Consider the following 13,767-nt stretch of genomic DNA (forward strand, 5'->3'; position numbering starts at 1 on the left):
CACTGTGCGCCGACAGGCTCCCACACCACAAGTGGTCTGGCTGGTAACGGGCTGGTGGACGCAACCCGAGCCCGGATCGCAGGTGTCGATCGTGCAAACGTCCTGATCGTTGCAGGAGGCGGTGATGTCGGAATGCGCGCAGCCGGTCGCGCCGCAGGAGTCGGCAGTGCACGCATTGGCATCGTCGCAACTCACCGGCGTTCCACTCTGGCACGTGCCGTTGCTGCAAACGTCTCCCGCCGTGCACGCGTTTCCGTCGTTGCAGGGAGTGGTATTGTTGGGAAAGGAGCAGTTGCCCGTCGCCGGATCGCAGAGATTATCCGTGCAGGGGTTGCTGTCCAAACATTTTGTTGGGGAGCCCGGCCTGCAGAATGAGCGGACGCATTCATCGAAGATAGTGCACGGGTTTCCGTCGCATTCCCTGAACCCCCCCGAGGTCAGGTTCTGGCAACCACCCGAGCAAAAACCTCCTGTGAAGTTGCAGCCATTGCAAACCCAATGTGCGCAAGCACTGTCCGGGGGGCAGAGACTGTTGTCAGGGAAGCTGATGCAGCCCGTGCTCGGGGAGCACGTGTCACGCGTGCAGAATCTGTCATCGCTGCAGGGGTTGGGCGTCCCGGGCGTGCAGTTCCCCGAGCTGCAGGAATCCGATAACGTGCATGGGTTCCCGTCGCTGCAGCCGCCGGTGACGTAAGTCCGGACACATTGGCCGGTAGCCGCGTCGCACGAGTCGGCTGTGCAGGGGTTTCCGTCGTTGCAATTCACGGGAGCGCATTGGCCTGTTCCCGGATCGCAGACGTTCTGTGTGCATGGATCCGCGTCATCGCAGTTCTTAAGAGCTCCGACGCACGTCGGCGGACCGGCGGGAGACGCGACGCAAACCTCGTCCGAGGTGCACAGGTTGTGATCGTCGCACGGGCTTCCCACGGCGGAAGACGTCCCGACGCAAATAGCTTCCACACTGCAGGTGTCGGAAGAGGTGCAGGCGTTTCCGTCCTCGCAGGCGGTTCCCTCGGGCTGAATCGTGCCGCGGCACTCCATCCCACCGCCCACTATGTTTTGGCAGGTCTCTCCGATCGTGCAGGAGTTCCCATCGTTGCACGGCGCCCCTACCGCCGGGGAATGGTGGCAGGTATGGAAAGTACTCCCAGGAAACGACTGGCATATATCGACGGTGCATGGATCGCCGTCATCTTCGCAAATCAATGGATCGTGGCGACAGGTTCCAGTCGTCGCGTCGCAGGAGTCGATGGTGCAGCCGTTGAAGTCGTCACAGGAGGGGCAGGTAGCTTCCAGGGCGGCGGGCGCTTCAGCGCCGAAGACGTTCCCCAGGCTGAGCAGAAGCAGGACGGGGAGCGCGGCGACGAAGCGGACGAAACGACAGGCGGGGTCGGCCTTCATGAGGGACCTCCATGAGGACGCTTCGGGCGGGCGCGGCCTCCGGCACGGACCGGACGGGGGGGAGTGATTTGTCTGGACTCTGACTCGCAGCCTACTCCCGCGCAATTCCCCTTGTCAACAGCCCCTATCGCCGTAATAAGACCCTGAAGAGCAAGGCCCGATGAGTTTGGAGCGCCGGGACTCGGAGCCGGGCCAATCTTCCAGGTGAGTGCCGATGAGGGATATCGGTCAGGCTGCCAGAATCTGTGCGTTGGGGCTCGTCGGGGCCTTTCTACTCGTGTTCACTGGGGAGCAGGTTCGGCCGCCGAACCTCCACGCCGCGCTCCCCACCGAAGCCCTTATTCCGGTACGCGCGGCGCGGCACGAGCCGCCGGATCGGTGGTTCATGGGACAGCGGCTCAGCGGACGCCAAGGCATCCCGCCGCGGGCCCGCGCCCGGGCGCTCGACGCCGCGAAGGCTCGGGGCTTCCTCGCCGCCGCTCCGGGACTCTGGGTCGGCGCGGGACCGGCGAACATCGGAGGACGGGTCACGGCGGTCGGCCTGGATCCCCACGACACCGATCGGCTGTGGCTCGGAAGCGCGGAAGGAGGAGTGTTCCATTCGATCGACGGCGGGGTGAGCTGGACTCCGGTCTTCGACGCCCAGACCGCGCTTTCGATCGGCTCGCTCGCGACCCATCCCAGCGACTCGGCCATCGTCTACGCCGGAACGGGCGAAGACAACGGGGGCGGCTTCTCCTATGACGGAGAAGGAGTCTTCAAGACGACTAACGGAGGGGCGACCTGGACGAACCTGGGTCTCGGAGAAGTCCGGCGCATCGGCAGGATGGCGATCGATCCGTTGAACCCCCAGCGGGTGTTCGTCGCCGCGGGCGGGGATTGGTTCAACCGAGATGAGAACCGGGGGATCTACCGCTCCACCGACGGAGGCGCCAGCTGGAGCAAAGTCCTGTTCGTCGCGGACGACGCCGGGGGAATCGACGTCGCCATCGATCCGGCCGCGCCGAGCCGGATCTACGCCGCGATCTGGCAGCGCCAGAGTCTCGGCTCGACCTGGTACATCGGGGGGCCCGAAAGCGGGATTTATCGCTCCGTCGACGGCGGCGACAGCTGGAGCCGGCTCACGAACGGTTTGCCGGCGGGGTCGAACGTCGGCCGGATCGGTCTCGCAGTTTCCCGCTCGCAACCGAGCACGGTCTACGCCCTGATCCTCAGCAGCCAGGGAACTCTGCTCGGCGTCACCAAGACGGCGAATGCCGGCGACTCCTGGACCCTGGTCAACACCACCGCTCCTCTGGGCGATTTCGGCTATTACTTCGGAAACATCCGCGTCGATCCCGCCGACTCCAATGTCGTCTACCTTCTGGACGTTGCCTTGCTCAAGTCGACCGACGGCGGCGTGAGCTTCACGGTGATCGCCCCCGCGGTCCATCCGGACTGGCACGATCTGCTCATCGCGGGCCGCCTCCTCCTGGGAGGAAACGACGCCGGCTTCTTCCGCAGCCGGAACAGCGGCTCCTCCTGGACGCAAGCGGCGACGCTGCCCATCACCCAGGTCTACGACCTGGGAATCGATCGCGCCCAGCCGCAGCGGCGATGGATCGGCTCGCAGGACACCGGAACGATTCTCACCGCCACGGGAGGGGCGGCCGACTGGCAGGTAATTCTGTCCGGAGACGGTCTGCAGTGCGAGGTGGACCCGGTCGACTCCAATCTCGTCGTCGCCGAGCGCCAGTACGGCGCCATCTACCGTTCGGCCAACGGCGGAACCTCGTGGGCGCTGGCCACGACGGGAATCGATCCGTCCGAGCGCAGGAACTGGAGCGCCCCCATCGCGATCGACCCGGCGAGCCCCACCACTCTTTTTACCGCCACCCAGAGGGTCTATCGTTCCCTCGATTCGGCGCTCTCATGGAGTCCCATCAGCCCCGATCTCACCAACGGTCCTTCGGGTCCATCCCTCCCCTTGCGCGCCAGCCGTGACGGCGGGGCGGACCACCTTCAAGGACTCATCGAAGGGACGATCACGGTGGTCGCTCCATCGCCGGTGGACGGCCGGATCCTGTGGGCCGGCACGGATGATGGGAACGTCTGGGTCTCCGGGAATTCCGGATCCTCCTGGCAGCAGGTCAACCCCGCAGGGCCGGCTTACTGGGTCACGGACATCGCCGGGGATCCCTTCGACGCATCGGCGGCCTACCTGACCGTCAGCGGCTACCGGCAGGGGGACCGGCTGCCCTACGTCCGGGTGACCAGGGATCTCGGGGCGACGTGGGCCGACTTGAGCGGGACTCTTCCTCAGGTTCCCATCAACACCATCCTCCCCGACCCGGCCTGGCGCGGGCGGCTCTTCGTGGGGAGCGACCTGGGGGTTCACCTGAGCGACGACGGCGGGGCGACCTGGTCGATCATGAACGGCGGGATGCCCTACGTCGTCGTGCTGGACCTCGCGTTGGACGAGGCGAGGCGCACTCTCTTTGCCGGCACGCACGGGCGCTCCGTCTTCACCTATGAATTGAATCAGCTTCCTCCGGCGGACGGCGACGCCGACGGCGTCGACAACAACCATGACTGCGCGCTCGCCGATCCAAGCGCCTATTCGCCTCCTTTGGAGGTGAGCCCGGTCGTGGTCGAGGACGGGCCGGACGGCGGGGCGCTGCTCTTCTGGCCGAGCCTGGGTGGACAGGCCGGGCCGGGGACGGTGTACGACGTCGCCGCCGGAGATCTGTCTTCTCTTCCCACCGCCGGAACGGCCGGCTCTTCGGCGTTGGCTTGCGGCCTGAGCGCCACGACGGCGGTCGATCCGGCGATTCCCCAAGCCGGAGCCGCGATCTACTACATGGTGCGCGGCCGAAACGCCTGTGCCGCCGGAACCTGGGGAGAAAGCTCCCAGCTCGTCGAGCGCCTCTCCCCCGCCTGCCCGTGAAGGGAGGCGCGGGGCGCTGCGCCGAATCGGGCCGCGGGGGCCGCTTTTAGAGGGTTCCCCGCCGTCTCGTCGGGGATCCACTTGAATTGCCTACCCCTTTTGCTGTAGAAGATCCGGCCACCCTTCCCCAGGTTCGCCTCTTTTTCGGATGACCCGGGGAGGTTTGCTCTCGACCCGAGGGGTTCGGCCGCCCTTCCGTACATCTTAATGAGGGAGTCAAAGGGGATCCTGATGGACGTCAATATCGTTCTGCCGATTGTCCTGGCGATCAGCGTCTTGTCACTGGCGGTGGCGGCGCTTCTTGCCCGCCAGGTCCTCAGCGCCGACACCGGCAAGCCGGAGATGATCAAGATCTCCGACGCCATCCGGGAAGGGGCCGAAGCGTTCCTGCGGCGGCAGTATCGGACCATCGGGATGCTGTCGGTCGTGGCGGCCCTGATTATCTTCGGTTTCTACTTCTACAACCGGGACGTGAAGAACATCGCCGAGATGGGATCGGGCACCGCTTTCCGGATCACCCTTTCCTTCATCGTCGGGGCGCTGTGCTCGGCGATCGCGGGCTACATCGGGATGTTCGTCTCGATCCGGGCCAACATCCGCACCGCCACGGCGGCGATGAAGAGCCTCAACGGCGCGCTGCAGCTCGCCCTGCGGGCCGGCGCGGTGTCGGGGCTAAGCGTCGTGTCGATGAGCCTGCTGGGCGTCGGCGGCCTCTTCTGGATCTTCGGCGGGATGGAGGACTTCCACCACGTGCCGCTGCAGATCGTGGGATTCGGATTCGGGGCCTCGTTCGTGGCGCTCTTCGCGCAGCTCGGCGGCGGGATCTACACGAAGGCGGCCGACGTCGGGGCCGATCTCGTCGGCAAGGTCGAGGCGGGGATCCCGGAGGACGATCCGCGCAACCCGGCCGTGATCGCGGACCTCGTCGGGGACAACGTCGGCGACTGCGCGGGCCGCGGCGCCGACCTGTTCGAGTCCACGGCGGCGGAGAACATCGGCGCGATGATCCTGGGGATCGCGCTTTACCCTGTCTTCGGGATGGGGGGAATCCTCTTCCCGCTGCTGGCGCGCGCCTTCGGGCTCATCGCCACGATCGCCGGGGTCTTCACGGTGAAGTGCCGCGAGGACGAAGACCCGATGAACGCCCTGAACCGCGGCTACCTGGTGACGACGATTCTCGCGATGGGCGGCTTCGCGGCGACGGTCTATTTATTGTTGCGGCCGGTCGCGGGCGCCGCGACGGCGGTGCATCAAGGCTATCTCCTGCTGGCCGGGATCATCGGCATCGCCACGGCCTACGCGTTCGTCTGGATCACGCAGTACTACACCGAATATAAATACCGCCCGGTCCGGACGATCGCTGAAGCCTCGCGCACCGGGCCGGCCACGAACATCGTCAGCGGCCTCGCGGTGGCGTTCGAGTGCACCGGCCTGCCGGTCCTGACGATCTCGGCCGCGCTGATGGGCTCCTACTGGTGCGGCAAGATGGGCCTCGAGGGGGTGGACGGCGCCGGGCTGTACGGCACGGCGATCGCCACGATGGGAATGCTCGCCCCCTGCGCCTACATCCTGGCGATGGACACCTTCGGCCCGATCACCGACAACGCGGGCGGCATCATCGAGATGTCGAAGCAGCCCGAGGCGATCCGGCAGAAGACCGACCGGCTCGACGCCGTGGGCAACACGACCAAGGCGCTGACCAAGGGATACGCCATCGGCTCGGCGGCGCTCGCGGCCTTCCTCCTGTTCCGGGCCTACCTCGACGAGGTCCAGAAGATCACCGGCTTGAGCATCGGCGTCGACCTGACGCGCGTCCCGGTCTTCGTCGGCAGCCTGATCGGCGCCTGCCTCGTGTTCGTGTTCAGCGCGCTCGCCATCCGGGCGGTGGGAGAGGCGGCGCAGGTGGTCATCGCCGAGGTGCGGCGACAGTTCAAGGCCGATCCCGGGATCATGAAGGGGACGTCGAAGCCGGATTACGCCCGCTGCGTCGACATCGTCACCCGCGGGGCGCTCAAGCAGATGATCGCGCCGGGGCTTCTGGCCGTGGCCACGCCGGTTGCGGTAGGCTACAGCTTCAAGTTCCTCTCTCATACGGGGCAGATCGGCGCCGAATCGGTGGCCGGGCTGCTCATGGTGGGGACGATCGCCGGCATTCTCATGGCGACCGTCATGAACAACGGCGGCGGCGCGTGGGACAACGCGAAGAAATACATCGAATCGGGCGAGTTCAAGGTGGACGGCGTCGTGGTGGGGAAGAAGTCGGAGCCCCACAAGGCGGCGGTCGTCGGCGACACGGTGGGCGACCCCTTCAAGGACACGGCGGGGCCGTCGCTGCACGTCCTGATCAAGCTGCTCTCGACGATCACCCTGGTGCTGGCGCCGTTGTTTATTGGGTAGTACCTAGGTCGAGGGTTGCCCGGCCGGGTCCGGAGCAAGTCCGGCCCCGTCCGTGGAGCAGGAGCTCACTGAGAAGCTGCCTATCGAGTGTTGTTGCCCGTACCGGTCTCGGAGCAAGTCCGAGCCCGTCCGTGGAACAGGTAGTCCGGTCGTGGCAGGCATTTGAAGTGACCCATTTCTTCTTCCCGCGCCCCCGGTCCGCCGGCCGGGGGCGCGTTGACGTTTCATGAAGATTCCTCGCCGCCCGGCGGAATCCCCCGATCAGCCCGGCGCGATCTCCCGGCTCCTGCGCCGCCTCTTCGGCGCGCCGCGCAACGTCCAGGACCCGCGCATCTTCCACCGCCTTTCTCTGGTCGCGTTCCTCGCCTGGGTCGGCCTGGGAGCGGACGGCCTGTCGTCCTCGGCCTATGGTCCCGCCGAAGCCTTCAAGAACCTGATGGCGCGCAACCCCGTCACCGGGGCCTGGGAGGGGCAATGGTACCTGGCGGTGTTCCTGGCGCTGGCGACGGCGATCACGGTCTTCATCATCTCCTACGCCTATACGCGCGTGATCGAGCAGTTCCCCTCGGGCGGCGGCGGCTACGTCGTCGCGACCAAGCTCCTCGGCGAGCGGGCGGGAGTCGTGTCGGGGTGCGCGCTGCTGGTCGATTACATCCTGACGATCACCGTGTCCGTGGCGGCGGGCGGTGACGCGCTGTTCGACCTGTTCCCGGCCGTCTTGCGCACGAACCACTTCCTCAAGGTGCTGTGCGAGATCGCCGTCCTGGGGATCCTGATCATCCTGAACATGCGAGGGGTGAAGGAATCGGTCACGATGGTGATGCCGATCTTCCTCTGCTTCCTCGTGACGCACGCCGTCCTGATTCTGGGTGGGGCGCTGGCGCACTCCTGGCGGATCCCTGAAATCGCGGGCCAGATCACGAGCGGCGTGAGCCAGGGGATCGGCACCTTCGGGACGTGGGGACTGTTCCTGATCTTCGTCCGGGCGTTCGCGCTCGGAGGCGGCACGTTCACCGGGATCGAGGCGGTCTCGAACGGCATCATGGTGATGCGCGAGCCGAAGGTGGTGACGGGAAAGAAGACGATGGCCATGATGGCGGCGTCGCTCGCCTTCACGGCCGGCGGCATCCTGCTCTGCTACTTGCTTTTCGACGTCCAGAACTTCCTGAGCCTGCCGGAGAGCCTGCGCCTCGGGCGAACGCTGAACGGGGTCCTGGCCGAGAATTTCGCCGGGGCCTGGGCGCCGGCGGGCGTGCCCGTGGGCTTCATCTTCGTCGTCCTGATCCTCGCCTCCGAGGCCGCCTTGCTGTTCGTCGCCGCCCAGACCGGGTTCATCGACGGGCCCCGCGTGATGGCCAATATGGCGGTCGACTCATGGCTCCCCCACCGCTTCGCTTCCTTGTCGGACCGCCTGACGATCAAGGACGGCGTGATCCTCATCGGAGGGACCGCCACCGCGCTGCTCCTGCTGACGCGGGCCAGCATCGACACGCTGGTCGTCATGTACGCCGTGAACGTGTTCCTGACGTTTTCGCTGACGGAAAGCGGGATGTGCCGGTTCTGGGTCTCCCAGAGGAAGAACGACCCGCAGTGGATGCGCCACATCAGCGTCCACGTCGCGGGGCTGACGCTCTGCCTGGTGATCCTGGCGACGATGGTGGTCGAGAAGTTTCAGCAAGGCGCCTGGAAGACGCTCGTCATCACCTGCAGCCTGATCGCCTTCTGCGTCTGGGTGCGCGGCCATTACCGCAAGGTCCTGCTCCAGGTCCGGCGCCTGGATCACGCCTTCCTCCACATCCACCCGGAGGACTTGCACGGCGGGGAGCCCGATCCCGCCCAGCCGACCGCGGTCCTGATGGTCCGCGACTACGACGGCATCGGGATCCATTCGCTGCTCTCGATCCAGAGGATGTTCCCGGACTATTTCAAGAACGTCGTGTTCGTCTCGGCCGCCGTGATCGACTCGGGCCACTTCAAGGGGAAGGAGGAGGTGGAGGCGCTACGGAAGCAGGCGGAAGTCTCGGTGGCCAAGTACGTCGATCTCGCGCGGAAGCTGGGGTGGAACGCCGCCGGCATGGTCGGCGTCGGCACCGACGCGGTGGAGGAGATCTACCGGATGTGCATCGAGGTCTCGAAGAAGTTCCCGCGGGTGATGTTCTTCGGGGGAAAGCTGATCTGGAAGCGGGAGAGCTGGTGGCAGCGGATCCTCCACAACGAGACCGCCTTCCAGGTCCAGAGGCGCCTGCAGTGGAAAGGGTTCCCGATGACGATCGTTCCGCTCCGCACCGGGCCCGATTCCCCGCTCAGCGTGGTGCCGCCCTCTCCGGCCGGCCCGGCGCCCGCCTGAAGCCTGGCAAAAAATCGCCGTCCGGCCGCCCGGCGCTTGACTTCGCCGCTCCGGGCGGTCTATAAGGGGCGCCGTCCTCATCATCGTCCGCGTGGGAGAAGACGTTGGCAGGAACTCGGGGCCGGGTCGTGAGACGGGTCGCGACGGGATGGGCGTTCGCCGCGCTGCTGGCGCTCGCGGCGCCGACCGGCGCCTCGGCGGCGGCCAACGACGAGCTGAAGGGATGGATGCTGGCGCTGGAGGTTGCCCTGACGCAGCCTACCGGACTCGATCAGGAATACGCTTTCCTCAGTGCGACGTCACCGGCGGTCGAGGGCTCCCGGCTCATTCTCGACAACGACACCGATCTTACCTATCGTATCTCCGGCGGGTACAACTTCGGCCTCGACATGGGAAGCCTGGAGGTTTCCTACTGGACCTTCGACAACGACGACAAAGAGTCCAAGTCCCCGAGTGCGGCCGTCTATCCCACCCTGTTTGGCTACGGCTTCTACGGCCTACCCACCCACCTCAGCGGGGCTACGACGCGGGCCGGCTCCAATTTAAAGGCGAGCACCCTGGATGTGGACTACTCCCGCGCGCTCGACGTGGGAGAGAAGTTCACGTTCCGCTGGCTCGCCGGTCTGCGCACCGCCTCTTTCGAAGAGGATCGGTCCCTCGACCTGGATGGAGTCGACACTTACGGATACTACTATTCGGTCCGCCAGACAAGGCACCTCGATTCCGACGCCTTCGGCGTCAAGGTGGGAGGCCGGGGAACCTTCGGCTTCACGGAACACTTCGGCATGGAAGGAGGGCTTGCCGTCAGCCTGCTCCAGGCCGACTCGAAAGGCAACTCGTTCCAGGGCATCACCGAGCTTTCCGGTCCCACGACCTCGTCGGAGCGCAATCGCGGTGAGGACGACTCGGCGCTCGGGAAGATCATCGACCTCGACTTGCGGGGGACCTGGACCTCCGGCATGCTGACCGTCTACATTGGCTACTCTGCCTCGAGCTGGGAAGGTTTCGTGCGGGATCCCAATCCCCCGCGCACTAGTTTTTTTCCGCTTGCGTCGGGGCGGAGCCGCGACAGCGTCTCCTTCAACAGCCTCAATGCCGGCGTCATCTTCCGCTTCGGCTCCCAGCGCCTCGCCGCACCTTAGCTGCCCGACGCCGGATTCCCCGCGCGCCCCTCGCCTCCGTCCAGCCTCCCAGTCTGCCGCGTACCTCCACCCCCGGCCCCTTGCGAATCGCGGGTACCTCCGGGTCTCCTTGGCCGGGCGTTCGCATCATCCTTGAGATTCAGCGGCAGCATCATGCCTGTTGTCCTTCCTGTTCAACTGGTCTACGCTGCAGGGGTGGCGCGTCCGAGGACGGGCTCCGGACAAGGCGGTCGACGGAAGGAGGCGGATGGAAATGAAACGCGCGGCGAGTTCACTGTTCTTGCTGACGGCCCTGTGCCTGGCGGCGGGAGCCGGCGCCGGCGACCAGCGATCCTCAACGCCCGGCCGCGCCGATCGGATCGCACCGGCGGCGTCCAAGGCGCCGCTCGACACAGCGAAGATCGAGCAGCTCACGGGCGCGATGGGCAGCTTCAACGAGCGCGAGGGGGTCTTCAAGGTCTCCGTCCCCCGGAGCGATCTTTCGGTCGTGGCCGCAGGCGTCAAGCTCACGCCGCCCATGGGACTCACGTCCTGGGCGGCCTTCAGGAAGGCCGGCCAGCATGACGTGGTGATGGGCGACATCGTCCTGCTCGAGGATCAGGTGAACCCCGTCATGAGCGCGGCGCTCGACGGCGGCCTGGAAGTCACCGCCTTGCACAACCACTTCCTCTGGGACCAGCCCAGGGTGATGTTCATGCACCTGGGCGGCATGGGGGACGAGGCGGCGCTGGCCGCCGCCGTCGGGAAAGTCTTCGCGAAGGTCAAGGAAACGAGCGGCGGGCGGGGTGAGGCTCGCCGCGCGGAGATCGATCCGGCGAAGAGCACGCTTGACCCGAAGCGCATCGACGCGGTGATCGGCAAGTCCGGAGATCTGAAGAGCGGCGTCTACAAGATCGTCATCGGCCGGGAGACGAGGATGCACGGCGCGACCCTGGGCGAGACCATGGGGGTCAACACCTGGGCGGCTTTCGCCGGCAGCGACGACCAGGCCGTGGTCGATGGAGATTTCGTGATGCTGGAGCCGGAGCTGCAGGGCGTCCTCAAAAGCCTGCGCGGCGCCGGGATCGACATCGTGGCCATCCACCAGCACATGAGCGGTGAGCAGCCACGCGTCCTGTTCCTGCACTTCTGGGGGATCGGACGGAGCGAGGACCTCGCCAAGGGCCTCAAGGCCGCTCTCGATTCGCAGAAAAGGCAGCATCCCCGGTAGGCCCGGTCTGGGCCGAGCGCCCTCCGTCGCCGGGGCGCCGGAATGACGGGCGGCGGGCGTCTCGCCCCCGCACCGGAGTGACGCCTTCGGAGGCGATCCCGACCCGAAAAGCTGCGTGACTCACTACCGAAGGTCTCCACGGCAAAAATTCGGACTCCCGCTTCCCAGGGTCGCGCTGATCCTGCTCGGGATCTCCTCCGTCTTCCAACCCGCCGTGCCGGCGAATCCGCCGGAGACTCGGCCAGCGCCGCGGGCTGTCGTCGGGCGGAAGAAAGGAGAGATCCACCTCGACGGAATCCTGGACGAGCCGGCCTGGATCGACGCCGGCCTCATCCCCGATCTGGTTCAGCAAAGCCCGCACCCGGGGGAGCCGACTCCCTTCCATACTCAGGTTCGTCTCCTGGCGGACGAGGATCACCTCTACCTCGGCGTCGTCTGCTCCGATCCCGAGCCGGAGCGCATCGCCGTCCACACGCTCTCGCGGGACGGCGACCTCACCGGCGACGACTCGGTGGCTTTCGTGATCGATCCATTCGGCGACCATCGAAACGGCTATCAATTCCGGGTCAATGCGGCGGGGGCGCGGCAAGACGGGCTGATTTCCGGGTCCCTGGAACCTTCCCTCGATTGGGACGGGGTCTGGGACGCGCGCGTCAGCCGCGGCCCATCGGGCTGGAGCGCGGAGATTGCCCTCCCCTCCCGGACGCTGCGCTTCGACACCCGGCTCCCGGCGTGGGGCTTCAACGTCGAACGCTTCGTGGCCCGGAGCCGCACGACGCTCCGATGGTCCGGCACGACCCTGGATTCGTCCCTGGCCGATCTGCGCCGGGCCGGGTCGTTGGAGGGCCTTGGAGACCTCGAGCAGGGAGTCGGGCTTTCGGCCGCGCCCTATGGATTGGCCCGCTCCGTCACCGACTTCACGGCCGACCGCTCCTCGCTCATCGGACAGGCGGGGATCGACGTCACCTACAACCTGACGCCGGGGGTCGCGACCGTGCTCACCATAAATCCCGACTTCGCGGAGACGGAGGCGGACACGCGCCAGATCAACCTCACCCGCTTCCCGCTGTTCTTCCCGGAAAAGCGTCCCTTCTTTCTCGAAGGCTCCGATCTCTTCGAGTTCGGACTCGATCTGGGCACGGACTTCATTCCCTTCTTCTCCCGGCGGGTCGGCCTGTTCGAAGGAAACCGGGTGCCGCTGCGCGCCGGAGTCAAGATCCTGGGAAGAGCGGGGGGCTTCAGCGTCGCCGCGCTCGACGCGCAGACCGGAGACGTCCCCTCGGCGCCGGGAACGAATCTCTTCGCCGGACGGGTGACCTTCGACGCGGACGAACACCTGAGAATCGGCGCCATCGGCACGCATGGAGACCCGGACGGCGTGCACGACAACTCGCTCGGGGGAGTCGACGCGGTATGGAAGACGTCGTCGCTGTTCGGATCGAAGAACTTCTCGGCCGGAGGCTGGGGAGCCCGCAGCGGGGGGGACGCGCCGGAGGGACGCCGCGGGGGATGGGGATTCAAGATCGGCTATCCCAACGATCGGTGGGACCTGTCCGTGCAGGTCAACCAGTTCGATAGCGCCCTGGATCCGGCGCTGGGCTTCCTGCCTCGCCCCGGAACCCGCTCCTATCTGGGAGGCGTGGCGTTCCAGCCGCGGCCGCAGGGAGGTCCGTTCCGCTGGGTCCGGCAGTTCTTCTTCGAGCTCTTTCCGACGCGGGTCGACGATCTCCGCGGGAATCCGGAATCGTGGCGGATTTTCGCGGCGCCGTTCAACGTGGAGACGCAATCGGGGGAGCACCTGGAGGCGAACTACGCGCCCCAATTCGAACGGCTCGAGGCACCCTTCGAGGTCGCTCCGGCGGTCATCATCCCGGCCGGCGAGTACCGGTTCGATCGCTATCGCCTGGAATTCGAATCTTCCGGCCACCGGCGCTGGAGCGCCGGAAACACCATCTGGTTCGGCGACTTCTTCGACGGGCGTCTGTCGCAATGGGAAAGCTTCGTCCGATACGCGTCTTCCGGCGGGCACCTGCGCCTGGAGGCCCGCGCGGAGAACGATTTCGGACATCTCCCCGAAGGAGACTTCATTCAGCGCTTGCTGAGCCTGACGACGGTGTTCGCCTTCACTCCGGATCTGGTGCTTTCCGTCCTTTCGCAATACGACTCCGAGACGCGTGACGCGGGGTTGAACGCCCGCCTGCGATGGACGGTGCGCCCGGGAAACGATCTCTTTTGCGTCTGGAACCACGAGTGGCGGCGCCCGCTCTCTCCTGAAAGCGAGTTTTCGATGAGCCCGGTCCGCGATGAGGTGGTGGTGAAGGCGCGCTGGACGTTCCGGAAGTGA

The 13,767-nt window shown here is 66.4% G+C and carries 7 protein-coding genes; all 7 read left to right on the forward strand.

From position 1 onward, the window contains the following. The first annotated feature begins 124 nt into the window (after window positions 1-124). The 7 genes from VGR67_07215 (at window position 125) to VGR67_07245 (ending at window position 13,767) form a co-directional block, all read left to right on the forward strand. Window positions 125-694 (forward strand): hypothetical protein, encoded by a 570-nt coding sequence (locus VGR67_07215; GenBank protein HEV8336185.1) that lies wholly within the window; start codon window positions 125-127, stop codon window positions 692-694. Between the two features lie 1,092 nt (window positions 695-1,786). Then, a complete protein-coding gene (locus VGR67_07220; GenBank protein ID HEV8336186.1) occupies window positions 1,787-4,327 on the forward strand; it encodes a hypothetical protein in 2,541 nt (846 codons plus the stop codon). Between the two features lie 231 nt (window positions 4,328-4,558). Then, complete coding sequence (locus tag VGR67_07225; GenBank protein ID HEV8336187.1) at window positions 4,559-6,724, forward strand: sodium-translocating pyrophosphatase; 2,166 nt, start codon at window positions 4,559-4,561, stop codon at window positions 6,722-6,724. A gap of 226 nt (window positions 6,725-6,950) precedes the next feature. After that, a complete protein-coding gene (locus VGR67_07230; protein ID HEV8336188.1) occupies window positions 6,951-9,071 on the forward strand; it encodes an APC family permease in 2,121 nt (706 codons plus the stop codon). Between the two features lie 104 nt (window positions 9,072-9,175). Then, window positions 9,176-10,213 (forward strand): Lpg1974 family pore-forming outer membrane protein, encoded by a 1,038-nt coding sequence (locus VGR67_07235; protein ID HEV8336189.1) that lies wholly within the window; start codon window positions 9,176-9,178, stop codon window positions 10,211-10,213. Window positions 10,214-10,466: 253 nt separating this feature from the next. Continuing rightward, the gene (locus VGR67_07240) at window positions 10,467-11,423 is read left to right on the forward strand and encodes a DUF1259 domain-containing protein (protein HEV8336190.1); all 957 of its coding nucleotides are present in this window, start codon (window positions 10,467-10,469) and stop codon (window positions 11,421-11,423) included. Between the two features lie 115 nt (window positions 11,424-11,538). After that, window positions 11,539-13,767 carry a DUF5916 domain-containing protein gene (locus VGR67_07245; protein ID HEV8336191.1) on the forward strand — a complete coding sequence of 743 codons (2,229 nt, stop codon included), beginning with the start codon at window positions 11,539-11,541 and terminating at the stop codon, window positions 13,765-13,767.

It is taken from the genome of Candidatus Polarisedimenticolia bacterium, assembly GCA_036004685.1.
Classification (GTDB): domain Bacteria; phylum Acidobacteriota; class Polarisedimenticolia; order Gp22-AA2; family AA152; genus DASYRE01.

Coding starts and splice junctions, on each gene's coding strand:
- VGR67_07215 (HEV8336185.1), top strand. CDS start 125: ATGTCGGAATGCGCGCAGCCGGTCGCGCCGCAGGAGTCGGCAGTGCAC.
- VGR67_07220 (HEV8336186.1), top strand. CDS start 1,787: ATGGGACAGCGGCTCAGCGGACGCCAAGGCATCCCGCCGCGGGCCCGC.
- VGR67_07225 (HEV8336187.1), top strand. CDS start 4,559: ATGGACGTCAATATCGTTCTGCCGATTGTCCTGGCGATCAGCGTCTTG.
- VGR67_07230 (HEV8336188.1), top strand. CDS start 6,951: ATGAAGATTCCTCGCCGCCCGGCGGAATCCCCCGATCAGCCCGGCGCG.
- VGR67_07240 (HEV8336190.1), top strand. CDS start 10,467: ATGAAACGCGCGGCGAGTTCACTGTTCTTGCTGACGGCCCTGTGCCTG.